The following is a 24,595-nucleotide window of genomic DNA, read 5'->3' as shown; positions in this document are numbered from 1 at the left end:
TTTTTGTATAATTAATATGTGAAGGAGGGGGTATAATGCTATTTAATAAATTAAAAAATAAAGATGACAAAGAAAAAGAACATCAAACAGAAAAAAAGCATAACTTATTACAAGAAAAATCATTGTCATCATCAGATAATTTAGAAAGTAGTTTGTTTGAAGATGAAGATGATAATAGTAAAATTAAAACTGGTTTTAGTTTTAAACGGCGTAAAACGCACAAAATTATTAAAGAATTAAATCGCCAGCGAATTAAGTCATTATTATTTTATACTGATATTAGTAATGTTTTGCGGCAATTGGAATTTGGACTACAACCAGTTAATAATATTCATTTAGCAAAAGAAAGTGAATATATTGTTTGAACATATTTAGAAAAACCAGATCATTTAGAGTTTGAATTAGATAATTCAACGCGACATTATTTTTGAAGTTGAATTGCAGAGCAAAAAGTTGATCCAAGTCAAATTGCTGTGATTGCAATTGATATTCAAAATTTATTTCATTTAACAAAAAAAGATTGAGAATATGATGATGTAACCCGCCGCGTAAAAGTTTTTGAAGATGTGAAACCAACAGCAATTCGCTGAATATTAATGAAAAATAATCAGTATTTAAATCGAATTCAAATGTATGTTAAAAGTAATAATTTAAAACTTAAAATTTTTCAAGGTGAAAAAGGAAATGTTTCTAATGTGTTAACAGAAGGTAGAAAGAAGTAAAGAATGAAGAGAAAGTTAGAGAAAATTACTCTGCGTGAAGTTGATTTTGCGCAATGATATACTGATATTGTTTTAAATGCCGATTTAATTACCTATGGGCCAGTCAAGGGAACAACTATTTTTAAACCTTATGGATATGCAATTTGAGAAAATATTCAAAAAATTTTAGATGCTGAATTTAAAAAAAATGGTGTAAAAAATGTTTATTTTCCTTTACTAATTCCAAAAACTCTTTTTAATAAAGAAAAAGAACATATTGAAGGGTTTTCACCAGAAATTGTAACAGTAACAAAAGTTGGAGATAAAGTCTTAGATGAAGAATTATACATTCGACCAACATCAGAAGTTTTTTTTGGAACCTTTTTTAGTAAAGAAATCCAAGGTTATCATGATTTACCACTGTTATATAATCAATGAGTTAATGTTTTACGTTGAGAAAAAACTACCCGTCCGTTTTTACGTACAAGTGAATTTTTATGACAAGAGGGGCATACAATTCATAGTTCAAAACAAGAAGCACAGCAATTTACTTTAAAAATTTTAGATATTTATGCTACTTTTGCAGAAAAAACTTTATTATTACCCGTGATTAAAGGGCAAAAAACAGAACGTGAAAAATTTGCTGGAGCAGAAGAAACTTATACGATCGAATCTTTAATGTATGATGGTCAAGCTTTACAATGTGGGACTAGTCATTATTTTGGTCAAAATTTTTCTAAAGCATTTGATATTAAATTTTCAAATCAAAAAAATACTTTAGAATATGCTTATTCAACATCGTGAGGGGTTTCAACGCGTTTGATAGGGGGGCTTATTATGACACATAGTGATGATAATGGACTAGTATTACCACCGCAAATTGCGCCAATTCAAATTATGATTTTACCAATTAACAATGATAATGATGAGAAATTATCTGCAGTTGAGCAACTACAAAAAAAATTACACAAATATCGTTGTGAAATTGATCAATCAGACAAAGGTTTTGGGTTTCGTGCAGCTAATGCGGAAATTAAGGGAATTCCATTGCGAATTGAAATTGGAGCTCGTGATTTAGCACAGCAACAAGTTACAATTGCTCGACGTGATACTTTTGAAAAAATTACTGTTTCCTGAACAGAAGTTGAAAAAGTAGTTTCTGATTTATTAGATCAAATTGCAACAAATTTATACCAAAGAGCTTTGGATAATCGTCATCAACGAACAAAAAAAATCGATAATTATTCAGAGTATAAAAAAACTTTAGCAAAAATGAATGGTTTATTTTTAGTGCCGTTTTGTGGTCGCATTGAGTGCGAAGATACAATTAAAGCTGAAACACAAACAACATCACGTTGTATTCCATTTGATGTGCCAACAAAAAAAACAACTTGTTTTCATTGCAGACAACCAGCAACTAATTTAGTTTATTTTGCGCGAGCTTATTAATAACAAGGAAATCTCTTTTATTTTTGATAAATTTCAATTGTAAAGGAGGTTTTTATTTGTTTAATCAAAATTTTATTGAATAGTCATTAGCAGTTTATAATTCTTTTCAGTTTGCTTCTAATAATAAAATTAATTTAGCATTAGATTTAACAATTCCTTTATTTGCTTTTGATAATGATGATAATAGTAAAGCCTATGCTTTTTATATTCGTCCTAATATTAGCAATTTAAAACCATGGTTTACTCCAACTGGTGAATTAACAACAGAATATAAAACTGACCACGAACCAAACACCAAATTGCTTGATGTTTTAAAAAAACGTTTTTTTCAATTTAATTTTAATTTTTCAATGTTAAAAGTATATTGAAATATTAATAATAAAAAATAATGTCAAATCACAACGGAATTACAAGCAACCGCTAGTTCAACAATTTTAAAAATATCACAAACACAAGTGGAATACTCAAAATGAGGAAAAGTTATTATTCCAGCCTAGTGTTTTGATATGAATAAAACAAATAAAATTAGTTTAGTTATTAATGCACCTAATCTTTGGGACAATGATTTAGTAACAAAAAATTCTTATCAAGAATTTTATTTAAATTTTAATTATAAGAAAGACTTTCTTAAACAAACAAAAAAATTGTTCGGAATCCTTCAATATAAAAATTACGATGAAAAACAAAAAAAAATTTAAAACTTTTTATGATATTTTTGCTAATTATTTTCAATTAATTCCACAAAAAATAAGTGGAGTAAAAATAACTAGTTTATTTGCATTACGTGGTTTAAGTGTTTTCAATTCTTTAGATATGATCGATTTTCCAATTGATTTTCATACTAAAATAGCAAAATTATGAACATTTTTTAATAATCAGCATCTTTTAATTCCAACAACAACGATGATAATTAGTAAACAAACAAAATACAATTTTAAGATTTTACAAGGTTATTTAAAATATAATTAAGCACAGAAGGTTTATGAACATTTTTTTGCTGAAAATACAGTTTATAATCAAAACAAAAACCAAATTGAAATTGAAGCAAATAATAATTTAACCTTAAATAATTTTCTTGTTAATCCCTTTCTTGCACAAAGCGAAATAAATTTTATTACAACAATAGAACGATTTAATTTTAATCTTGTTCAAAATTTTATTTTTAAACCAATTATTCCTAAAATAAATGTTAATAATAATTTTTTTGTTAATTCAAATTGGTTTAAATGCTTAACAATGACTTATCGCATCGTTACTCAACAATTACCTAATTATTATAATAAAGAATTTAACCAAGATTTATTAACACAATTTGAATTTGATTTTTTTGTGGAGCAAAAATTAGTTACAGATGAAAAAAATTTTTAATAAAAGATTAGTTATTATTCTTGGTTTTTTGTTCTCAATGTTAGTTTTTTTAAGTGCTATTTTTATTTATGTTTATAAAAATATTTTAATTAGTAATAATAAACCTAAAGTTAATTTACGTGTTTTTAATAAAGACGATGAGAATATTGAGTTGCAACCAGAACAAAAATTTGGGGAGTGTTGCATATAAACGGGTATTATTTAATTTATTTAAAAACAAGAAACTTTTTTCTTTTATAAAGACATAATAACACAAAAAAATAAAAATACAAAAAATAATTTCATATTTTAACATACTAAAAAATAGTTTAAAAATTAAAATTAAATTATTTTAAATTAACTAAAATTAAATCTCATAATTTTTAAATCCAAAATATTTTTAAATGTTGAAAATGAAAATGTTTTATTCCCATATCCCAAACAAGATTTTACAATTCTTGAAACATCACTTTCAGCAGATACGCCAATATTTCACTCTTTATTTTGATTTAAAATACCATTTTTTAAATTAATAAAATACCTTAATTTAATTCTTTCATTCTGTAATGATTTTAAAAAAGTTATAAATTCGTCGTATTTTCATTGTAAAAATAATTCCTTTGCGTGTAAATAATTTTTAAAGGATTCTTTACTACGATTACCACAATATATATTATTCTTTAATTCTCTTATTGCATGAAATCTATCAAATATAAACATACCATCTAAAATTTTAGCAGTTTTTTTAATTCATTTAGCACTATCCCCACCAATAATTAATTTAATATTTTCATAATTTTTAAAAAATTTTTGAATTTGTTTTTTAATAAATAAAGCATTAAATTCTGCTCCTTGAGTTTTCTTATTAAGAAAAAAATAACAATATTTTTTATTTAAAAATTTATTATTTTCTTTTCCAGTATTAAATGAAATTATTCTAACAGTTTGCAAATAAGATTTATTATTTTTATTTTTTAAAGTTACATGTGCATCATCCAAATTGATATATAAATTTTCTCAATTTTTTAAATCTATTTTTTTATCTTTTCTTTTTATTAATGCTTTTCGTAAAATACGCGAAACAGATGAAAAATGTAATTTACAATTAAACATATCTAATATATCACTATATCTTTTATTTTTTACTATTTCAGCAATTATTTTTAATTTTAAATCATTAATTATTCTTTGTCATTTTTCAACTCCAAATTGTTTATCAACAAGAGGAACATATTTTCACTTACCATTATAAAGATATTTGTAAATTCTTCTCTTATAAATTAATATTCCAAATTCTGTTTTAATTTTTCTAGTTTTTATTTCTTTTACAAAATATTTTATTTTATCTCGTTTTTTAAAAATGTAGAATAAAGAATGAAATAGGACAAAACAACTCTTATTAAAAGGGTTGTTTTTTTATTTGAAATAAAACAACTCCTAAAAGGAGGTAATGATAATTAAACAACAAAAAATATGTGATGTTAATGATTGTTATAAAAAAGTATCATTCATTACCGAAGAATTTTTATCAAATAAAGTTTTATGAACTTGTGAAAAACATAAAGATTTATTGAATAAAGTAAAAGATAAAACACAAAAGCGGTTTTATAAACGCTTAGAAAATTCAAAAATTATCTTTGATTGAGAAACTGGTTCTTTAAAACTTAAATTTTATAAAACAACTTAATGCAGTGTGGGACGGTTATTTTAAATAACTAAGTGTTTCCATAAGAACATGAGTATCAACTCATTCCCACCGCCGGCCGAGGCAAGTACTGAAATAGTGTATGAGGAAATATGTAAATCGGCACTGGTTTTATAACTAAGCGATAGTCGTGATAAGTGCGAGGTCAACATCGAACGACAATAAAATAAAGAGGTGATCACATTATAAATAAATTTGCGATTAGCATTAGGCTCTTCAAGGTGCGAGTAGATTTATTTTAAAAACTAAACGCTTTGACCTGAAATGGTGCGGATGAAGAGGTGTATATACACGGCCTAACAAATTTACAAACAACTACAAAATGTAGAACATTGTAGTACTTTGTAGTTAATTGTCAACCTATTAATTGTCGTATTTCACATCATAAAAAGCATTATGATTTGCAATGTTTAGAATGAGCTAAAATGTACTTAAATTTATTTAAAGACAAGTGAGATGTTATTGCTTCTTATATGCAATATTAAAAAATTAACGATATTTTAGATTTAGCATCAGATGGTTGAAAAATATTACAAATCGACCAAAAAATAAAAGGAATAATTTAGGAGGTAAATATGAAAAAGTTAAATAAAATTTGTCTTAAACAAAAATATTGAGGTTATTGTTTTAAATGCGATCAAAAAAATAAATTACAAGAATTAATGCTTAAAAGTTATTCAGTATCATTTGAAGATATGACTGATGAACAGTGAGCATTAGGTAAAAAATAATTAGGAGAAACTAACCTATGAAATGTCAAAAAATTAATTGTAATAATAAAAATGCTTATTTTGGAGATAATTATATTGAAAAAATTGGTGATAAATTAGAGTGAAATTTAGGTTATAAAAAAGAAATTATATTATGTGAAGAACATTGATTAAAAGTTTATCAATTAGAAAATTTAATTGTAAATAAAAAGAATTCGGAGGAATAAATTATGACTAAAAGATACTTATTAATTATTAAAAATGAATATTTAACTACATATTCATTTTATACTTTTGAAGAAGCAAAAATAACTGCTAAAAATGAAAAGTATTATCCAACAGTAATTATTGATTTAGAAAGTGAAAATATTAAATGAAAATGATGTGAATAATATGTGAAAAGATGAAGATGGCAAAGTTTATACCGAAGATGATTTATTTAACATTGCATTAGAAGATTATTGCTATTCATAAGATAGTGCTTATGAATATATTAATAATTTAATTATGGATATGAATTTGGAGGAAATTTAAAATGAATATAACAGAATCAATTAAATTTAACAAACTTAAAGAAGAAAACGAAAAACTTAAAAAAGAACTTGAAGAATTAAAACAACAACAATTATATAAAGAAGATTTTTACAAAAATCCATATTCAACAGGTTCTATCGATTGAATATTAGTTGACAGTTCAAAATATGACAAATTATCTAATAAGGAGGATAAATAATGAGTGATATTGTAAAAAATACAGTAAATAATATTACATTTCAATTTCCTTTAAACGAAGCGGATTTTAAAAATGAAAGTTTTCTAGCGTATAATGTTCAAAAAATTAAAGAAGAAAATAAACAAGAATTAATTGAGTATATTTTTAGACATATTAATCATTATGCATTAAATGGTTATCAAGATGTTCATTTAAAAGATATTCCAAGTGCTATTACTAAAAATAATTTTGTTTTTAAAGAATGATTAGAACCTGTTCAAAAATTATTAGATGAGCATAATAGAATTGGTAAAATAATTACTAATTATAGAAATTATATTGAAAGATACAGAGTTGAAATTAATAATAATTTGATACAAGCTCGCAAATAAAAACAACAAGAGTTTTTAAAAGAACAAGAATTAAAAAAACAAGAATTAATTGAGAAAGCAAATAATTTAACTGTTGATATGGGGTTAGATATAGATCAAATACAAGATGAACAAGTTAGAGTTATGGAAAAAGTAGCTGAAATTGATAAATCATTAGAATCAAAACAATTAAAAAAAGCTGGTATTAATTTTATTAAAGAAAAATTATTAATCAAAGATATTGATATTTTAGGAATTGATAATAATTTTTTAGAAAATGCTAATCAATATGAATTAAAACAACTAATTAAATATTTAATTGTTGATGAAAAGTTAGTTAAAAACATAATTAAAGCACAATGAGATACAAATACAGATACTAAATTAATTGGAATTAAGGGTATTAAATTCAAAATAAATAAAGGAGTTAAATAAAATGGCAAATATAGTAGAATTTTTAAGAACTGATACAGAGCTACTAATTGAATTAAAAGTAAATTTTCAAATGAAAATGAAATTGCAAGATTTAAAAGTAATATAGTTGCAATATCAAATAGTAATGAATTATTACAAAAAGCAGATCCAAAAACAATTATGACTGCTTGTTATCAAGGGGTGTTATTAAATTTACCAATAGAAAGACAATTTGGTTATGCTTATGTTGTTCCATATAACACTAAAATAACAAGAATTATTAATGGTCGCGAAATACAAGAATGAGTTAATCAAGCACAATTTCAAATGGGTTATAAAAATTATATTCAATTAGCCCAAAGAAGCGGTTAATATTTAGATATTTCAGTATCTGATGTCAAAGATGGTGAATTAATAAATTATGATCGTTTAAAAGGAACTAGTTTTAATTGAATACAAAATGAAGATGAACGAGAAAAATTACCAATTATAGGTTATGTAGCATATTTTAAAATGGTTAATGGTTTTGAAAAAACACTATATATGACCAAAGAACAAATGGAAAATCATTTTATGAAATATTATAAAACTTATGCTAAAAATAAATCATTTTATATTGCTACTTTTGATGAAATGGCATTAAAAACAGTATTAACTAGTTTGTTACGAAGATGGGGTATTATGTCAGTTGAATTACAACAAGCATATAAATCAGATCAAGCAGTTATTACAACTAATGATGAAAAGATTTATATTAATAATGATAGTAATATCGCTAAAAATCAGGGGCATATGAGCCATGAAACATTATCAAATAATATAAATACCCAATGTAATGATGAAATAGCGAACACAAACGATAATGTAGTTAAAGAAGAAAATATCTCTAATGTAGTACCAGCAGTTAACAATGATGAGGATGTATACGCATGATAAAAATAGATATTGACCCTTCTGGATCTGGTACTACGGCTATTGTTGTTTTTAAAGATAATAAATTAATTAAAAAATTAGAATATAAAAATAATAACCGAATTACACAACCCGATATTATTTTAGATTTTTTAAGACCAGATGCAATTATTAATATTGAAGATTGTTTATATACATCTGCTAATACTAGTAAAGATAGAGATGATTTATTAAAAGTAATTGGAACAGTTAAATACAATACGAAAAAAGTAAGTAATATTAATTGAGTATCACCAAGACATACTAAATCAATTGTTAAAAATATGGAAAATTTAAGTAAATATAATGATGGTTGTATATGAGAATATGAAAAAGATAATAATTTAACTTATCAATATGGTAAAGGTTGAAAATATAATAATGAAAAAATATCTCACCATATAAGAGATGCCATTATTATTGCTAATTATAAGGGTTAATATTATGAAACATTCATTTAATCAAAAAACAGGAAAATATTATTCTAAATTAATTCGTAATGTTAATATTTACTTAAATGAAAATGAAGAAAAAGTTTGAAATGAATTTAATGACTTTACTTATTCACAAAAAATAGAATATCTTATTAATTTTTATATAAAACACAATAAAAAAGATAGGGAAGAACATGAATAAATATATTTTATGTTATCGTTCAGAACAAGGTAATCGCCCATGTAAAACTGCCCTTGGTGAATATATAACTGGTACAGACCCTGAAGATGTAAATATAAATTTAATCTAAGACTGAGAATATTTAATCAATAAATATGGTGAAAAGAATTTAATTATATTAAAAACAAATAAAAAATAACCAATTAAGGTTATTTTTTTAAATACTATTTGTTAGTTGTCTAATAGCATCTTTTTGTGCTTGTTTTTTGTTGTTTACTTTAACTTGTTTTTTAACATTTTTAATTTAACCTGTTTTTAATGCTAATTCTGTTGCATATTCAGATCCTCGTAAATGTTTTTCATGAAAAATAACAGCAGTTCTTAATTCTCTAATTTCTGCTTTATATTTTTTAATTTTTTTAGCAGATAAGCCTAGAATACCAAGACTACCCATTCCACCCGCACCTGCTAACACAAGTAAAACAATCATTAATGTTTCATTCATTTTATTTAATTCCTTTCTATCCTTACTCAAACAGTGGCCATCTATCCTTTCAGAACAAAATAATTTATAAATTAAACTATATAACCACCCAAAAATATCAACCACCCCTATATATAGTCTATTTTAAATTTAATTCTTTGTTATTTTCATCTTGTATATTTTTTAATTTTTCTTCCGTTATACCATCTAATTTGTTTCATACTTTTGCTATTCGTGGTTGAATAACACGCGGATTAATACGGCAGTCCAAATAATGTCTTAAATGGTCTTTTTTTCATTTTGATTTATCAATTCAAATAATAATTAAAGAAATTATTAAAGTTATTAAAGGTAAAATTGTAAATATTAATCTTACTTTAGATATTTTTAATCGAGGGATATCAATTTTCATATCAACTTTTGATTTACTACTAGCAACAAATATACCCTGAATTCCGTGTGTAAATAAAGGTGTTAGTAAAATAGCAATTTCATTACCTCAATATTGACCATAATTATATCAATTAATATTATCTTTTATTGCATTAATCATGCCATATTCTAATCAACAATTTAATGTTAAAAATATCAATGTATAAAAACTAACTACTCAACTACGAATTTTATATTTTCTTTCTCAATCTTTAATATCTTTATGAGTTCAATTATAAATCGGAATAAGGTCTTTTTTAAATCAATTTCAAGGAAGAGCACCTTTAAATCAAGTTGTTTTATCGTGTTTCATAACTAAAATCCTTTCTAAATTACTTTTTTTTCTTTCAATATTTAATGTTTGCATTTCATATTTAACGCCATTTTGATTTAATAAACTAATAACAGTATTTTGATAACCTTTTCTTAAACTAATAGATATTGTAAAAATAGGTAACCCTGAAAATCGAAAGGTATTTCCAACTACTACATCATAATTTTTATCAAAGTTTTTTTTCACTAAAAATTAATGAACTTTTATAAATAGTTTTATTTTCTTTTAAATATCCTAATTCAACTTTATATTTATATATTCCATTAGGAATAACTGGTAAAATATATTGCTTATCATTAGGTTTAAAATCACTAGTATTAACAACTTCTCAATTATTATAACCACTACCTTTTAATTGATAATGTTCATTAATATATTTAGTAGTTGACAATGTATCATCAGTTGTTTTTAATTCTGATGTTGTACTTGTTTTAATAATTTCAAAATTAGCAGTTATATCATTATTTTTAAATGCTGGATCTCAAATTTCTAATTCATCCGTTTTTTGATTAAATGAAGCATTCGCTTTTCCACTTTCAGTATGTATTAATTTAATTCCAATTTGTCGTGTTTTCATATAATTAACAAATTCACCACCACTTGTTGGGTCATCAATTGCTAATTCATCATTATAACCATTTGTTACAGATATTTTACCTTTATTATTACCACCTTCAGTAATAACAAAATCATTAAGATTTAATGTTTTCATTATAGACTCTGGATTAATAATATTGCCAGTATTAGATTTTCATACTTTATTAATTTCATCATAATAAATACTATCATTATCAAATGGAACAATAAGTTTAATATATTCGTTATAATCAATTTTAGAAAAATCATTAACAGTTGGATAAGTAATATTTATTGAATTATCTGTTTGTAATCGTTCTTTTAATCAAAATAATAATGTTGAAATAAAAAGTTTTTTTACTAATATGCTTATATTCTTCTTCTCATGGATGAGCATAATTATCTAAATTATAATTATAAGGTCTAGATACTGTTTTACTAGATATAATATCAATTATTTCACCTGCTAATTTTAAAGCATTTTTAACATCTTTGGTAATATTTTCATTTGATTCTGGATCATTAGTTTGTGAATAAGCAAAACAACCTTGTGAAAATGATGCACTACCAGTTAAATCATTAACTCCTTTTGGTAAATATCAATTTATAACTGCTAATAAACAAGCAGATTAAATATAACTTAATCATTTATCATATTCAATTAAACCAGTATTATCTTTTTTTACTCATGGAAATAATTCTTTTTTATTAATCTTATCGGAAATTGTTTCACCTGATAATCTATCCATTCATAAACTAGTTTTTAAAATAGCATTATAAATTAAATTATCATTATAAGCAGATTGTTTTCTATCATTAATAGGTTGTCAAAGTTTACTTTCTTTAACATCTTCAACTGTTATAAATAACAAATTATTTAAATTATTTTCCATATAAAACACCCCTTAATTGATTACGATATTTATTTTTTAAATTACTTGACTTATAACTATTAATTTTTCTTTGTACTTTTTTAATTTTTTTAATAGTTTGATTAGTTTTGTAAAACATATTTTTAACTGGTGTTTTATATAAATTCTTAATATTTTTAACATCATTTCGGCGTTCACGATACCATTTTTTATTATTAATTTCACCAGCAAAATTAAAATTAAAATGTCCAATTTTTAAATTATTAATAAACTTTTTAATTTGATTTAATTTTTGAACTGTTGGTAATGTTAATTTAGTGGTTCCTTTGGGGTATTTTTCTTTTAATGCTTGCGGTAATCGTTTTTTAATATAATTTCTTAAATGACTAGGTAATAATTTTCTTAATCAATAACGCCAAAATAAAGTTCCTGCATTAGATACAGCATTATTTAATAATTTTCAAATTTCAACTGGAACACTAGGATAAACATATGGACCATAAAATTTCGGATGTTTTGCTGTTTTTGTATATATTAAAATAGTTAAATTACCTGTTAAAGTTAAAGTTAACTTATTTGTAATATTAAACATACCACTATCAAGTCAACTACTATTTAAAGGTTGTTAATTAGTATTTAAATAATTTTCATTTTTAAATTGTTCTCTATTTTTAATATTATTATCTTTTTCTAATTGACTTAATATTTGTTGTATTTCTTTTTTATGACATTTTTTAATTAAATCTAAATAAGTAAATGGATTTAATCACTGATAAATATCTTCAACTTTATTTGTAATTTTATTATATTTATCACTAATATAATTAATTGGCTTTAATATTTTATTTTGAACTTGATTAACTCTATTAATTAAATTTACAAATTTACTTATTAAAGATTTATTTTCTAAATTAGATACTAATAAAGTTAAAACGCGTAATATTAGTAAATTCATTTTATATTAACCTTGATTATTTGGTTTTGATTCTGGTTTTGATGCTGAAATTAGATAATCAACTGGAAATCTAAAAGTTTTATTTAGATTACTTTTAGTGGCAGTAATTTCATCTTGGCTTGGTTGTTTTTCCAAAATAATTTTATATGTTTTTGGATATAAAATAGTTGGTGTTGCATATTGAACTTTACCAATTCATTTAGGGTTAGCAGTATCATTATCTAAAACTTGTTGAATAGTATCCATATTAATTGGATAAACTCATACTTGTTTATTAATAATTAAACCATTTACATTAGTAAAATTATAACCTTTATCACGGTTAACTTGTCCTTTTGTATATGTTTTTTCTAAATGAAAGCTTTTTGATACTGGAATACCCATTGCTGTATTTTCATATAATTCACCATTAACTATCGATTTTAATTGTGCTTGTGAACCAATTGCTTTTAAATAAGCAGGTGTTAATCTTAAACATGATCTTCGACCTAAAACCATAAACATTTTATCTGTTGGTAAACCAAAATATAAATTACTAATTTGATTTGTTAATTCAATCAAAGTTTCATTTAATGTAAAGAATGCTTTATTTGCATCATCTGCATTTTCGGCTGTATAACTACGAAATGGAATTACTTCATATTGACCATCTGCTAAACAATAATCATAAATAGCCTGAATTAATTCACATTCTAAATTAACAAATTTATTTTGCACAACACTAGAAATAGCATCAGCAACAACGCCATTTTTAATATTTTGTTCTATTAATGCTAAGTCAAAAGCTTCATTCATTAATTTTAAATTAAATCTTTTATCAATAGGTACTGGAATTCTTGTTAATCCCATTGTTTGAGTTGTCCCACCATTAGGAAATAAATAATCATCTTGTCATACCATACGATGAGTTAAATTATATAACGCTTGACCAGCATTAGGTAATCAAGCAACTTGTTCTGCGGTTGCAGTAGCACACTGCATAATACTTGCATATTCATTATATAAAGGTCCACGCAATAAAGCATTAACCATATCAACATACGCTTTTTGATCTGTTGTATTACCTTGTAATGTAAAAGGTACTTGTGGCAAGTTAATTGTTGCCATAATATTTCACTCCCTTATTATCTAAGGTTTTTAAGTGTATAATCAGTTAATTTTTTAATTTCATCAGGAGTATATGCTTCTTTTTCTTTAATAGTTTCAATTTCATCATTTTTATTTTCAACCGATTTTTCAATAATATCTTTAATAAAATTAGTTGGTGAAACTGATGGTTGATCTTCAACAAACAAATCAGGTTTTAATTCTTTTAAAGTTTGCATTTTTTCAGATAAAGAATTACCACTAACTTTTTCTAAATTAATTTTAATATCTTCAATTTTAGTAGATGGAACATCTTTAAATGCTTTTAATTCATCTAATTCATTAGATAATTTAATAAAGTCTTCTTTTGATATAACATCTTTTCGTTTTTGCACACTTTCTCTAATTTTCTTTTCTTCATTATTAAACTGATTTAAGATATTTTCTGCAATTTCTTCACTTAAACCTTGTTCGATTAATTGTTCTTTTGTAAGTGCCATTTTATAAACTCCTCTTTTTTTATTCTTGTCCGATTAACAAGTCAGCATAAACTCTTTTTTAATACAAAAAGATTAAAATATAATTTAAGTATATACCAATAGTTTATAAATACAATACTTTATGTATAAAAATACTAAACAAATAATATAAAAGTGTTATAATGAAATTGAAATGAGGTAAAATATGAATAAAAGAATTATTTTTGACAAAGATGATAATTACGGTATTTTTAATTTAAAAGAATATTACCCATATAAAAGAGAAAATCATGTATTACTTGATAAATATGATAAATTACTAAATACAAAATCTATAAAAATAGAAATAGATTGTCTAATAATTGACAAAGCTATTGAATTTTTGCAAGAATGTAAAAAAGAAATAAAATAGAAAGATAATTATCTTTCTATTTTATTTCTATGTTTAAATAATAACTTTTATTATAAATTGCTTGTAAAATATTATTAAATAATTCTTCTTGTTCTTTTTTCATTATCAAAAGTTGCAAGAATGTATTCCTTATTATTTTTTAATTTGTAAATTGTAAATGCAAGTGCAACAAATCTATTAACTAAATAATAACATAAAAAAATTTCTTTAAAATATTAAATCATCAAAAAAAATATTGTTTTTTTTGTAAAATATTATATACTTGTCCCTGTAAGAGAAAGAAAATTTAAAAATATAAATTATATAAAAGTAGGGTTAAAAGTAATTAAAATAATTGTTAATGTTTTTTCTCTTATTCATGTATTTTTTAATTATGTTTGTTTTTATAAAATCACTACTTAATAGAAAAGGAAATACAAACTATGAAAAAATTTTTATCAATCGTATCAATTTTTAGTTTAACAACAACTGGCGCAACAACATTAGTTGCATGCACCAAAGTTGGTGATAGCAAAGATGAGAGTAACAACTCTGAAAGTAACAATGATTTAGCAAAAATTAAAATAATTGAAGCACTAGAAGAAATGACTGTTATGGTCCCAATAGAGTTACAAAAGCTGAGATTAAAATAGTATTAGATACAATTGTTTTATCAGCGGTACAATGAATTAATAAAACGGACACAACAGCTGATTTTACTTATGATGTTTTTAAAGATAAGGATGTTAGTAAATTAGAAACTGTTAATTTACAAGATAGTAAAGTTGATGTTTATGTTCAAATTGTTGCAGCGCAGGATAGTATGGTTGTTATTGGCAATACCGGATATATTAAAGTAACTTTACCACAACTTACAAAAATAGAAAAAGTCGATATTTCTTCTCGCGAGGGTACTATTTCATATAGTGATTTAGAAATTAAAGCAGCGAATCCAAATGCGACAACTATTAATGAATTAGAAAAAATTAATATTGAAGCAACGCTTGTTGCTAAAGTGCTAAAAATTGTGAAAGATATAGTATAAGCAGTAACTGCTGAGGATTATACAATTACAAATAATGCTCAGCCAGGTGATTATTCAAAGCAACAAGAAGTCATAATTTTAGTTAAAGCAAAAGACACTTCAAAATATATTTCTGGAAAATTTGCTTTTAAGGGTTATGTAAAAGCTATCAAATAATATTTTCATTTTATTAAAAAGATTAACACGATAAAAAGTTAATCTTTTTTATTTCATATGATAATTTATAATAAAAATTATTTTGATTTTAAATTTTAATTTGTTACAGTTTATATTACAGTTTACATACTAATAAAAAATAAAAAAAATTTGCTAATTATAAATAGTTTTTCATAAATTAATAGTATAATTTAAATACCTTAAAGCACAAAATAATTTATTTTAATCAAAAACAGCAATCATTAGGAGGTTATAAGATATGGCCAAACAAAAGTTAACTAAATGGTATTATAACAATTTAAAGGTTAATAATTAAAATTTATATGTTGCTGTTTCTGAACAAGGTGTAACTTTTATTGGTTCTAATAACAAAGGGTTTAATGAATTAGAATCTTGGTTGAAGAAAAAGGGACCAAATATTTTATTAATTGCTGATCAAGAAGGAAAAACGAACCTTGTTATGGAGCAATTAACGGAATATTTAATGGGAAAACGAACATTTTTTACTTTAGCGTTTGATTTCACTGGTACTTTGTTTCAAAAAAGGTTTGAGCAGAAATTGCTAAAATACCATTTGGAACAACAACTTGTTATGCTGATATTGCACAAAAAATTGGACATCCGCAAGCAATGCGAGCTGTGGGGACAGCAATTGGCAATAATGCCATCACAATTCTTGTTCCCTGTCATCGTGTTTTAGGCAAAAATAATGCTTTACGTGGCTATCGTGGTGGGTTAGAAATGAAAGCATTGTTATTACAATTAGAAAATATTTGATAATTAGTATTTGTTATTTTAAATTTATGCTTTGTTAAAAGTAGTTTTTATTACAATTAATTTTATTTTTAATTAGTATGTTGGTTATCAACAATAAATTTTTAATATATTAAAAGGAGAAAAAATTATGGGAAAGTTTCATACAATAGCAAGTAGTTTATTAGTGTTTGGAACTATTAATATGACATTTATACCTACTTCTAGTTTTATTAATCAAAAGGGATATATTACAGAACTATCACCAACAGCAGTTTCATCACTTGACATAGATGATTTTATTTATTCAGGCTATTTATTACAGTATTTTATTTATAAGTCTTCCAATATTAACCAAAACAAAACAGTAAAAATGATAGAAAACAATATTGTTGCTAATAAAGATATAATTTATAATACTAAAACTAATATTAATAATGTGAGAATCGATACGAAAGAATTATTTGAAATGTCATTAATGGCCTCGATTATTAATACTAGTATTTATGGAATGAAAACTTGGAAAGAATTTTTTGCCGAAGCATATTCAAAATGAATGACAATGCCAAACAAAATGAAAAATAAAAGCTGAGAGATTTTAAATAATTTTTTTATTGATATTTATACTCCGCTTCAAAAAGAGAATTTTGGTTCCCGAATTACTTCTTTACAAAAACAACTTGCTAAAATTGATCAGTATGTTGCAAAGTCAAATATTAGTTATAATACTAATTTAACAACTAAACCAATTGATGCAGTTGATTTAAAATATTTTTTGCCATCTTTTGAACTTGGTTTACAACAATTAATTCCCGAAAATACAAAATTATGAGCACAGAATTATACTTTTAATGCTCTTAAAACAAGTTTAATTATGTGGCAGTCAAGTGGAATGCAAGATATTAAAACTGATAATGTTAGTTTTGACGGAAATATTCTACGAAATAAAATTATTAATAATGGTAAGAAGGATTTAACAGTGGAATTAGGAAATATGATGAATGATTCATATACGAAAGCATCACAATCAGCGATTATAAAATTTGAAAATTTTATGAATACTAGTAAACAGCAATATTATTCATCATTTGATAAGTTAGATGAAGATTTAAAAAAGATAACAGAATATGAAAATAATTATTATCATGAAAAAGGGAGCACTATTTTCTTAAAAGATAGTGTGCAAGTAATGCAAAAATATTATAAATGAAATGATGAATTGATGGAGTTTCTTAAAGAACAAATTTTAAATTTATTTAATATGACTTATGCAATAACTGGTGACAATTTTAAATATTTTTTAACTGGATTTTTATTTTCTCCTGATGCTCCATTGTTAGAAAAAGGTAGACAAACAGCAGCTTATACAAATTATTCTTTTCAATCATTACCAGGGTCAAATAGTTTTATTTCAACTAGACGGGCTTATATCGTTATTTCTGCAAAAAAATTTAATAATGTTTTGAAGGGAAAAACTATTTCTGAATATTTAATTGGATGATGAAGCTCACCAAGTGTTTTTTGTACTTTGAACCATGAGATGGGGCATGCTGTTGATGCTTACTATGGAATGATTAAAGAAGCACGAAATGTTGCACCAAAATATTTTAAGAATCTTGTAAATAGTTTAGGAATTAAAGGGCAATATATTGGTAACATTTTTGGCTATGATGATATTGCAAGTTATAATCAAAAGGTTAACATTATTAAAATTGTTTTAATTATTATGTTTGGTGCTTTTTGCACAAGTATTATTATTGCCGTTGTTTGAGGTACTAGTCGTAAGATTAGATCTCAAAAGAAATAGAAATGGTAAAAATGCAACAATATTGCATTTTTTATTTAAAAATAAAGGAGAAAAAAATGAGTAGTAAAAAACAAATGACAAAATTTGGATTTATTGTTTCATCATTAGGTGCAGCAATTGGATTAGGGGTAATTTGAGGATTACCTGGTTATATTAATAAATATGGTGGATTTTATTTTTTCTTAATATATATTTTTGCATTATTAATTGTGGGAGTTCCATTATTAATTTTTGAATTTAACTTAGGAAATCTTCGACGTAAAAGTGTAATTAACATTTTTGATAAAGAAAGTGTTCGCTTTAGTCGCTTTATGGGTTGGTTTCAATCAACTTTAATGATTATTATTCCGATTTATTATGCTGTTTTGGTTGGTTATACTATTATTTCGATTGGAATTGAATTTAGTCCTACCTTGATTAGTAATGTTTATAAAAATATTTTTAACCATCAGATTTTACAGCGTGGTGGTTTTGGCGTAACTAACAATGGTGGTTTTCAATGAATTGTATTTTTAGCTTTTTTATTTGTTGTTTTGTTAGTTGGTCTTGTCTTATTATTTGGAATTAAGGGAATTGAAAAAGTTAATAAGTTTTTTATGCCCTTATTATTTTTAATTATTTTAATTTTAGCAATTTATATTTTAACAGTCCCAGGGAGCCATCAAGGATTAGCAACGTTGTTTTTAACAAATAATTTAGAGAAATTAAAGCAAAGTCAAACATGATGTAGTGTTTTTTCCTTAGCTTTTTTTACAACATCATTAGGAATGGGAATGATGATGCGCTTTGCTGGTGTAGGTCCACATAATCAAGATAATGGTTCAAAAGCTTACTTATTAGTAATTGGAATTTTATTTTTATCCATTACTAACTTAATCTTTATTTTTGGTGCATCAGGGGCTATTATTAATAATTTGGTTACTGATAAAAATGATATTTTATTATTTCAACAACAAATTGCTACTAAGTTTGGTAATGATTTAATGGTTTTTGTTTTTAATGTTTTGCCAGAAACTTTCCATATTATTAATCAAAATACTGTTGTGGGAGTTGGGAATTTCTTAGGAGTTTTATTCTTTTTAGCTTTATTTATTGCCGGATTAAGTACAACGGTTGGTAATGTTGAAGTTATTGTGGATGCTATTGAAACACAATATGAAATTAGTAATCAAAAAGTAATTTGTGGGATTTGTTTAACAATTATTGTTGTTGGTTTATTAATAGTTTTTGATAGCACATATCAAGTAATTAATTCCTTTCAATTATTAGCAGCAGGATTAGATTTAATTTTAGTATCTTTAGCACAAGTTATTTTCTTTGTTTGATATGCAAAAAAACTACATATTGTAATTAATTACAATAACCAAGTATCATGAATTAAATTAAATAAGTTATATAAAATTATGATGTATTATTTAATTCCACTTATATTAGTTGTTATTGTTGGTTTTTTAGTTTATAATTTTATTATTAGTTGTACAAAAAACGCTTGATATATCTCAGTATTAGCTTTTGTGTTAGGTATTTTTGTACCAGTCCTAGTTGCAAGTCTGAATAGTTATTATGGCATAAAACGAGAAAAAGGAGGACAGAAACCATGTTAGTTACCATCGTCATTGTTGTTTTATTAGTTTTAGCAATTTTATTAGCAGTTGCTTTTGGCTTTTTTATCTATAAAGATTGACAACGTAGCCAGCATACATTAGAAGTTGATCAGAAATTAGCATTAGAACATAAGTTAGAAGAAGATTTAGAACCAAGTTTAGATCATAAAACTAATGAAAGAAAGTAAATTTAATATTTTTTAATTATCATGCTGTTTGATAATTTCAATTAATTCTATTGATGATGAGCAGTTTTTTATACTAGTTAAAAATTCTTTTTTTTGCAAATAGCTTAGCAATCGATTGAAGTAATTCTATATGTGAAAAATTATCTTCTGCAGCAAGAGCTAAGCAATATTTAATATGGTATTTGTCTTCTTTTTGAAATTTAACTGGAATTTTAAAATATGTAAAACTTATTCCAGTTTTTAAAATTGTTGAGTCAGGCATAATATGTAATAATGCTAATTTTGGTGCCACAACATAATAATAAGGACCTAAATCATTTGTTATTTCAATAATTTTAATGGGAAAATCAGTTTTAACATAATTATTTGTAATTAATAATTCAGATGCTAATTCAATTGCTTGCTTTCATTTATTAATTGGTTTTTCAATATATTGTAATAATTTTTCATTAAATATTTTCATTTTCTATAAACCTTTCTATTTTTTTATTATTTTTATTATAAAAGAAGATAGTAAAGTACAAGAAAATTACTTGTTTTTGTATTTTTTTATTAAAATGCAAATTTTTTGAAAATTTAATACATTATAATTTTTAGTGAAGGAGGGTATAAATTATTCCAATAATTGCTTTGGATTTATATAATTTAACATCCTTAGAAAAATATGTGGCAATTGAAATCAATAAAAAACCGGAATATTTTTTAAATAATTCAATCACAATTATTAGTAAAAAACTAGGAATAGCAACATCAACAATATCAAGATTATCGAAAAAAATAGGATATAAAAATTTTAAATAACTTAAAATGTTTATTTATGAAAAAATTAAACAGATTAAAAGTAGTTTTAATTTTCAATATAATGATAATTTACCTAATTTAATTCAAAAAATTAAAAATATTAATTTATATTCTATTTTTGAAACAATTAATAACTTAAATTTATTAGAACTAGAAAATATTATTAACTGTATTTTTACTTCTAAACGTATTTTTGTTTTTGGTGTTGGTTCATCTTCTGTTATTTGTTCTGAATTAAATGATAGTTTAATTAAATTAGGATTTAATTCTTATACATCGCAAGATTTTCATGATCAGTTATTGTTTTTAAATTCATTTAATGATAATGATTTATTGATTCTTTTTTCAAAATCTGGTCGTACGTGTGAAATTCTTGAATTACTTAAATTAAGTAGAAAAAACAATATAAAAACGGTTTTAGTTACAACTAAGCAGAATAATAGTGATTTGATTCAACCAGATTATAGAATTTTATATCATTCTTATTTAGATTCAACCTATTTTTCAATTATTTCTAGCAATATTTCGCAATTAATTATAACTAATATTTTAATAACAATGTTAATAGATAAAAAACCATCAATATATGAAGAAATTCAAAAAGGTGTTATTTTAGTTAATAATTGAAATAAAAAAGGAACTATAATATAAAATTAAGAATTAATTTTGTTTTAATTTTTAATTATGTGAGTTCCATGTAAAATTAATTTTTTAAATTGTTTTTTTCTTTCCATAATTTGGTTAAAAATAATATCCACAAATAGAAATTGTGTAATTTTAGAAGATACAGCTGAATAGCGGAAAAGTTGCTCTAATGTTCGAAAAATAATTTTATTATATAAATATTTTTCATAGCCACAATTTAAATTTGAAGTTACTAAAGTAATTGGAATTTTATATTTAATTCCATTTTTTAATATTTCAAGAATTTCACGCGTACAACCAGATTTTGAAAAAAAGAATAATATGATCTTTTTCAGTTAAAGAAGGAATTGTTAGTAGTTGTATATGAAAGTCTTTATTGCAGATTATATTTATTCCAATTTTTTGTAAATGTAAAGTAAAGATGCAAATAGGACAATTTGTCCTTATTTAAGTCAATAATATATCTTTTATTAAAAATTGCAACTATTTTTTTAAAAAAAATAATTTTTTTAAATATAAGTTAATATTTAAGCACGACAAAAAGAAAACTTTGTTACAAATATATAATTCATATTTAAAAAAATTAAATATTAATATTTTTTAAAAATACCTCTTTGGAGGATAATCAACCTAAACTCGGTCGTGGTTTCTCATTAATAATTTTCATAACTTTATTAATTTCTTTTTAACTAATAGGATTAAAATCTGTTCCCTTAGGAAGATATTCTTTAATATCTCTATTCATTCTTTCAACTTTGGGTTTTTGTGTTGGAGTTCCAGCATCACAAAAGTATACATTTGCATTAGTAATCTTTTCAATTTTTTTTCATTTACTAAATTCTTTACCTTGATCAGTTATTATTCCTTTTATATTTTCCTTATAAAGTTTATTTTTAAAAAATACTTTTAATGGCTTTATTAACCTCTTCTGAATTATGGTGGTCTAATTTAAAACAAATCGTATATAAACTTTTTTCTTCTGTAAAAGTTAAACAAGCAGATTGATGGTCTTTACCTACTATACAGTCCATTTGAAATCAACCAAAAGTACCTTTTTCATGTTCTGCTTCTTCAATAAATCTAATATTAGTTAATTGACCACGATCATCTTTTCTCTTTTTTGTTTTAAACTTTTTACCTTTAAATGGCAGTTTTTTCTTAATTTCAGTATTTTCATCATCAAAAACTCCATATTCAATATATTTGTAAAGTGTCACATGTGAAAATGGAAACTTTTCATTATATTTTTTTTCATATTCAAAAATAATTAACATTGGTGAATAGCGTCTTTTACTTAAAATTTTTCTTATATGATTTACAACTTTTTTCTAATTGTAGTATATTTTATAGATTTTTTTCTTTTATTTTTATAATCATCATTCGCTTTTTTATGATCGTATTCTTCTTTAAGTCTTTTAGCCTCTAATCTAATTGTATTACGACTTTTATTCATTACTTTTCCTATTTTAGAATAATTAGGTGTGCCATCTTTCTTTTTAAATTTTTCGTATATTAAATATTCTTTTAAGTCATTTATTTCTGCTAAATTAAAATGTTTAAATTTTTTCTTTTCTTTTTTCATAAGACAACCTAGCCCTTTCTATTAAAATATTTATACACTAAAAATTAAAATTTTGTTGACAATACTTTAAATGATGGTAGGATGGTGATGTAATTTAATACAAGTAGGATTTACTAGCCCTTAATCGCTTGTTTAAAAATTACTAAAAAATAGAGACTTGAAAAAGTCTTTTTTTAATTTATTTTACTTTTTGATATTTTTTTGTAGAATGGTGATAACAAAAAGAGGTAAAAAAGATGGCAAAAGTAGATAAAAAGTGATGAATAATGGCAAATTTAACAAAAATAAAGCAAAAATTAACAAAATTTGATGAATATTGTAAAGAAAATAATATCAAACTTGCCACAAAAGAAACCTTATTAATCTTTTGTAATTTAGAAGAAGATGAATATAATGACTTAAAAAACACTAATTTATTAGCATTTAATGAACTTAAAATGAAAATAAGAATATTAGAAAATAATATAAAATTACATCTCTTAAACGAAACTAAGAGGGTGTATCGGTATATGCACAGTATTATGGTCGTGAAAATGAAACTGAAATAAATTATGCTCCACCAGTAATTAACATAACAGATAGGAGAAAAATATAATGGCAATGTTATATGAATATAGTTATCTTAATGAAATAATAGTTAGTTTATTAAATAATACAGAGTATATTGCAGATGAGATTAATTTAGCAGGTAGTCGTAAAGCAGGTAAAACATATTCTACTGATGAATTAATAGCATTATTAAGTTGTATTGTATTAGCAAATAAAGATAAAAAAATAGCAATATATGGTTTTAGATTAAATAGTGCAGATACTGCTGAAATGCAACAAGATATTCAAGATGTCTTAGATAAAGTTGGTTTAATACTTAATCTTACTAAAAAATGAAAAGGTGGTCATTATCAATATAATGCTAGATTTAATAAACCTACTTGAACATTTCCTAATGGTAGTTTTATTAAATTACAAGGGGCTAGAAAAAGTAATTCATCGCAAGTATTAGGGAAAGGAACAGCATGAGCAAATGGTGCTGATTTATGTATTATTTGGCTTGGAGAAGCTAATAAATTTAGTAAATCAGAAAAAGAAGCAATTATGCAAGCAGTTCGTGATTATAAAAAATTAATATTAATTACAAGTACTAACCCCGATAGTATTTATCAAGATCATATAGATTATTTAAATAAATTATTTGTAGTATACCACACACATTTTGGAGATTGCAACAAAACAAGAAAAAATAATAAAAAATATAATTAAAATATAAAAACATCATTAAAAATGATACATATATAAATAAAAATGGTCGCATGTAAAAGATTGGGGTTTTTGTTTTTAAATATTATTTAGTTCAATAAAATAAAGACATTTTTTTCTTGTTTTTATAAAAAACCCCAATTTTCTTTATACGACCATAAAAATTCTAAAATTGA

Annotated in this window: 38 protein-coding genes and 2 pseudogenes; 28 read left to right on the top strand and 12 right to left on the bottom strand. The window is 23.8% G+C overall.

The genetic code is table 4. The features are described from left to right. Positions 1–35: 35 nt before the first annotated feature. Both ABNT63_RS10440 and proS read left to right on the top strand, forming a co-directional pair. Positions 36–722 (top strand): acetyltransferase, encoded by a 687-nt coding sequence (locus tag ABNT63_RS10440; protein ID WP_348735698.1) that lies wholly within the window; start codon positions 36–38, stop codon positions 720–722. Positions 723–725: 3 nt separating this feature from the next. Further along, positions 726–2,150: a proline--tRNA ligase gene (gene proS, locus ABNT63_RS10435; RefSeq protein ID WP_348735697.1), complete on the top strand. Its 1,425-nt coding sequence runs from the start codon at positions 726–728 to the stop codon at positions 2,148–2,150. A gap of 202 nt (positions 2,151–2,352) precedes the next feature. Here proS and ABNT63_RS10430 read toward each other — a convergent pair whose 3' ends face one another. After that, on the bottom strand, positions 2,353–2,550 hold the full coding sequence (locus tag ABNT63_RS10430) for a hypothetical protein (RefSeq protein ID WP_348735696.1): 198 nt from the start codon (positions 2,548–2,550) through the stop codon (positions 2,353–2,355). Positions 2,551–2,656: 106 nt separating this feature from the next. On the opposite strand from ABNT63_RS10430, the gene ABNT63_RS10425 reads away from it, so the two are divergent. The 4 genes from ABNT63_RS10425 (at position 2,657) to ABNT63_RS10410 (ending at position 3,708) form a co-directional block, all read left to right on the top strand. Next, a complete protein-coding gene (locus ABNT63_RS10425; protein WP_348735695.1) occupies positions 2,657–2,848 on the top strand; it encodes a hypothetical protein in 192 nt (63 codons plus the stop codon). Continuing rightward, positions 2,826–3,119, top strand: coding sequence for a hypothetical protein (locus ABNT63_RS10420; RefSeq protein ID WP_348735694.1), 294 nt, complete (start codon positions 2,826–2,828; stop codon positions 3,117–3,119). The genes ABNT63_RS10425 and ABNT63_RS10420 overlap by 23 nt, the downstream gene beginning before the upstream one ends. A 267-nt stretch (positions 3,120–3,386) precedes the next feature. After that, positions 3,387–3,518: a hypothetical protein gene (locus ABNT63_RS10415; protein ID WP_348735693.1), complete on the top strand. Its 132-nt coding sequence runs from the start codon at positions 3,387–3,389 to the stop codon at positions 3,516–3,518. 37 nt (positions 3,519–3,555) lie between these two features. Continuing rightward, positions 3,556–3,708 (top strand): hypothetical protein, encoded by a 153-nt coding sequence (locus ABNT63_RS10410; protein WP_348735692.1) that lies wholly within the window; start codon positions 3,556–3,558, stop codon positions 3,706–3,708. A gap of 146 nt (positions 3,709–3,854) precedes the next feature. Here the strand turns inward: ABNT63_RS10410 and ABNT63_RS10405 are convergent, their stop codons facing one another. Continuing rightward, entirely contained in the window at positions 3,855–4,802 is a 948-nt protein-coding gene (locus ABNT63_RS10405) for an Mbov_0401 family ICE element transposase-like protein (protein WP_348737193.1), read from the bottom strand. Between the two features lie 145 nt (positions 4,803–4,947). Here ABNT63_RS10405 and ABNT63_RS10400 point away from each other — a divergent pair, with 145 nt between their 5' ends. The 10 genes and pseudogenes from ABNT63_RS10400 to ABNT63_RS10355 all read left to right on the top strand — a co-directional run bounded on the left by ABNT63_RS10400 (position 4,948) and on the right by ABNT63_RS10355 (position 8,996). Beyond that, entirely contained in the window at positions 4,948–5,184 is a 237-nt protein-coding gene (locus ABNT63_RS10400; protein WP_348735691.1) for a hypothetical protein, read from the top strand. A gap of 593 nt (positions 5,185–5,777) precedes the next feature. Next, entirely contained in the window at positions 5,778–5,933 is a 156-nt protein-coding gene (locus ABNT63_RS10395; protein ID WP_348735690.1) for a hypothetical protein, read from the top strand. Between the two features lie 17 nt (positions 5,934–5,950). Then, positions 5,951–6,139: a hypothetical protein gene (locus ABNT63_RS10390; protein ID WP_348735689.1), complete on the top strand. Its 189-nt coding sequence runs from the start codon at positions 5,951–5,953 to the stop codon at positions 6,137–6,139. 3 nt (positions 6,140–6,142) lie between these two features. Beyond that, the gene (locus ABNT63_RS10385; RefSeq protein WP_348735688.1) at positions 6,143–6,304 is read left to right on the top strand and encodes a hypothetical protein; all 162 of its coding nucleotides are present in this window, start codon (positions 6,143–6,145) and stop codon (positions 6,302–6,304) included. Between the two features lie 143 nt (positions 6,305–6,447). After that, positions 6,448–6,645, top strand: coding sequence for a hypothetical protein (locus ABNT63_RS10380; RefSeq protein WP_348735687.1), 198 nt, complete (start codon positions 6,448–6,450; stop codon positions 6,643–6,645). Then, a complete protein-coding gene (locus tag ABNT63_RS10375; protein ID WP_348735686.1) occupies positions 6,645–7,016 on the top strand; it encodes a hypothetical protein in 372 nt (123 codons plus the stop codon). The genes ABNT63_RS10380 and ABNT63_RS10375 overlap by 1 nt, the downstream gene beginning before the upstream one ends. 78 nt (positions 7,017–7,094) lie before the next feature. Further along, on the top strand, positions 7,095–7,430 hold the full coding sequence (locus tag ABNT63_RS10370) for a hypothetical protein (protein ID WP_348735685.1): 336 nt from the start codon (positions 7,095–7,097) through the stop codon (positions 7,428–7,430). 81 nt (positions 7,431–7,511) lie between these two features. Next, a pseudogene (locus ABNT63_RS10365) lies at positions 7,512–8,345 on the top strand (RecT family recombinase). After that, positions 8,339–8,800 (top strand): hypothetical protein, encoded by a 462-nt coding sequence (locus tag ABNT63_RS10360; protein WP_348735684.1) that lies wholly within the window; start codon positions 8,339–8,341, stop codon positions 8,798–8,800. The pseudogene ABNT63_RS10365 and the gene ABNT63_RS10360 overlap by 7 nt, the downstream one beginning before the upstream one ends. A 4-nt stretch (positions 8,801–8,804) precedes the next feature. Further along, on the top strand, positions 8,805–8,996 hold the full coding sequence (locus ABNT63_RS10355) for a hypothetical protein (RefSeq protein WP_348735683.1): 192 nt from the start codon (positions 8,805–8,807) through the stop codon (positions 8,994–8,996). A 283-nt stretch (positions 8,997–9,279) separates the two neighbouring features. On the opposite strand, the gene ABNT63_RS10350 is transcribed toward ABNT63_RS10355, so the two are convergent. The 8 genes from ABNT63_RS10350 to ABNT63_RS10315 all read right to left on the bottom strand — a co-directional run bounded on the left by ABNT63_RS10350 (position 9,280) and on the right by ABNT63_RS10315 (position 14,214). Further along, on the bottom strand, positions 9,280–9,480 hold the full coding sequence (locus ABNT63_RS10350) for a hypothetical protein (protein WP_348735682.1): 201 nt from the start codon (positions 9,478–9,480) through the stop codon (positions 9,280–9,282). A 118-nt stretch (positions 9,481–9,598) separates the two neighbouring features. Beyond that, entirely contained in the window at positions 9,599–10,411 is an 813-nt protein-coding gene (locus ABNT63_RS10345) for a hypothetical protein (protein WP_348735681.1), read from the bottom strand. Next, positions 10,392–11,198, bottom strand: coding sequence for a hypothetical protein (locus ABNT63_RS10340; RefSeq protein WP_348735680.1), 807 nt, complete (start codon positions 11,196–11,198; stop codon positions 10,392–10,394). Before ABNT63_RS10340 ends, ABNT63_RS10345 begins: the two co-directional genes overlap by 20 nt. Before the next feature lie 232 nt (positions 11,199–11,430). Continuing rightward, complete coding sequence (locus ABNT63_RS10335) at positions 11,431–11,694, bottom strand: hypothetical protein (protein ID WP_348735679.1); 264 nt, start codon at positions 11,692–11,694, stop codon at positions 11,431–11,433. Further along, a complete protein-coding gene (locus ABNT63_RS10330) occupies positions 11,684–12,265 on the bottom strand; it encodes a hypothetical protein (protein ID WP_348735678.1) in 582 nt (193 codons plus the stop codon). Before ABNT63_RS10330 ends, ABNT63_RS10335 begins: the two co-directional genes overlap by 11 nt. A 33-nt stretch (positions 12,266–12,298) precedes the next feature. Then, a complete protein-coding gene (locus tag ABNT63_RS10325) occupies positions 12,299–12,628 on the bottom strand; it encodes a hypothetical protein (protein WP_348735677.1) in 330 nt (109 codons plus the stop codon). Positions 12,629–12,634: 6 nt separating this feature from the next. Beyond that, complete coding sequence (locus ABNT63_RS10320; protein WP_348735676.1) at positions 12,635–13,735, bottom strand: hypothetical protein; 1,101 nt, start codon at positions 13,733–13,735, stop codon at positions 12,635–12,637. 17 nt (positions 13,736–13,752) lie between these two features. Continuing rightward, positions 13,753–14,214, bottom strand: a complete 462-nt coding sequence (locus ABNT63_RS10315) for a hypothetical protein (protein ID WP_348735675.1) — start codon at positions 14,212–14,214, stop codon at positions 13,753–13,755. Positions 14,215–14,398: 184 nt separating this feature from the next. On the opposite strand from ABNT63_RS10315, the gene ABNT63_RS10310 reads away from it, so the two are divergent. The 8 genes from ABNT63_RS10310 to ABNT63_RS10275 all read left to right on the top strand — a co-directional run bounded on the left by ABNT63_RS10310 (position 14,399) and on the right by ABNT63_RS10275 (position 20,137). Continuing rightward, positions 14,399–14,605, top strand: coding sequence for a hypothetical protein (locus tag ABNT63_RS10310; RefSeq protein WP_348735674.1), 207 nt, complete (start codon positions 14,399–14,401; stop codon positions 14,603–14,605). A gap of 422 nt (positions 14,606–15,027) precedes the next feature. Next, positions 15,028–15,237, top strand: coding sequence for a lipoprotein (locus tag ABNT63_RS10305; RefSeq protein WP_348735673.1), 210 nt, complete (start codon positions 15,028–15,030; stop codon positions 15,235–15,237). A gap of 170 nt (positions 15,238–15,407) precedes the next feature. Beyond that, complete coding sequence (locus ABNT63_RS10300; RefSeq protein WP_348735672.1) at positions 15,408–15,629, top strand: hypothetical protein; 222 nt, start codon at positions 15,408–15,410, stop codon at positions 15,627–15,629. Between the two features lie 24 nt (positions 15,630–15,653). Further along, a complete protein-coding gene (locus tag ABNT63_RS11445; protein ID WP_431607842.1) occupies positions 15,654–15,785 on the top strand; it encodes a hypothetical protein in 132 nt (43 codons plus the stop codon). A gap of 393 nt (positions 15,786–16,178) precedes the next feature. Next, positions 16,179–16,565 carry a methylated-DNA--[protein]-cysteine S-methyltransferase gene (locus ABNT63_RS10290; RefSeq protein WP_348735671.1) on the top strand — a complete coding sequence of 129 codons (387 nt, stop codon included), beginning with the start codon at positions 16,179–16,181 and terminating at the stop codon, positions 16,563–16,565. A gap of 124 nt (positions 16,566–16,689) precedes the next feature. Next, complete coding sequence (locus tag ABNT63_RS10285) at positions 16,690–18,345, top strand: hypothetical protein (protein WP_348735670.1); 1,656 nt, start codon at positions 16,690–16,692, stop codon at positions 18,343–18,345. A gap of 56 nt (positions 18,346–18,401) precedes the next feature. Continuing rightward, positions 18,402–19,949 carry a sodium-dependent transporter gene (locus ABNT63_RS10280; RefSeq protein ID WP_348735669.1) on the top strand — a complete coding sequence of 516 codons (1,548 nt, stop codon included), beginning with the start codon at positions 18,402–18,404 and terminating at the stop codon, positions 19,947–19,949. Continuing rightward, a complete protein-coding gene (locus ABNT63_RS10275) occupies positions 19,943–20,137 on the top strand; it encodes a hypothetical protein (protein WP_348735668.1) in 195 nt (64 codons plus the stop codon). The genes ABNT63_RS10280 and ABNT63_RS10275 overlap by 7 nt, the downstream gene beginning before the upstream one ends. A 73-nt stretch (positions 20,138–20,210) precedes the next feature. Here the strand turns inward: ABNT63_RS10275 and ABNT63_RS10270 are convergent, their stop codons facing one another. Next, entirely contained in the window at positions 20,211–20,600 is a 390-nt protein-coding gene (locus ABNT63_RS10270) for a PTS sugar transporter subunit IIA (protein ID WP_348735667.1), read from the bottom strand. A 203-nt stretch (positions 20,601–20,803) separates the two neighbouring features. On the opposite strand from ABNT63_RS10270, the gene ABNT63_RS10265 reads away from it, so the two are divergent. Then, the gene (locus ABNT63_RS10265; RefSeq protein WP_348735666.1) at positions 20,804–20,938 is read left to right on the top strand and encodes a hypothetical protein; all 135 of its coding nucleotides are present in this window, start codon (positions 20,804–20,806) and stop codon (positions 20,936–20,938) included. Positions 20,939–20,944: 6 nt separating this feature from the next. Then, positions 20,945–21,589: an SIS domain-containing protein gene (locus ABNT63_RS10260; RefSeq protein ID WP_348735665.1), complete on the top strand. Its 645-nt coding sequence runs from the start codon at positions 20,945–20,947 to the stop codon at positions 21,587–21,589. Between the two features lie 577 nt (positions 21,590–22,166). Here ABNT63_RS10260 and ABNT63_RS11440 read toward each other — a convergent pair. Then, a pseudogene (locus tag ABNT63_RS11440) lies at positions 22,167–23,165 on the bottom strand (IS30 family transposase). 236 nt (positions 23,166–23,401) lie between these two features. Between ABNT63_RS11440 and ABNT63_RS10245 the strand changes: the two are divergent. Both ABNT63_RS10245 and ABNT63_RS10240 read left to right on the top strand, forming a co-directional pair. Continuing rightward, positions 23,402–23,713: a hypothetical protein gene (locus tag ABNT63_RS10245; protein ID WP_348735662.1), complete on the top strand. Its 312-nt coding sequence runs from the start codon at positions 23,402–23,404 to the stop codon at positions 23,711–23,713. Positions 23,714–23,759: 46 nt separating this feature from the next. Beyond that, positions 23,760–24,422 (top strand): hypothetical protein, encoded by a 663-nt coding sequence (locus tag ABNT63_RS10240; protein ID WP_348735661.1) that lies wholly within the window; start codon positions 23,760–23,762, stop codon positions 24,420–24,422. The last annotated feature ends 173 nt before the right edge of the window (positions 24,423–24,595 follow it).

Source organism: Spiroplasma endosymbiont of Ammophila pubescens, from assembly GCF_964020965.1.
Taxonomy (GTDB): Bacteria; Bacillota_I; Bacilli_A; order Mycoplasmatales; family Mycoplasmataceae; genus Spiroplasma.
Note: the sequence above shows the minus strand (reverse complement) of the source record. Positions and strands in the feature narration are given on the sequence as shown.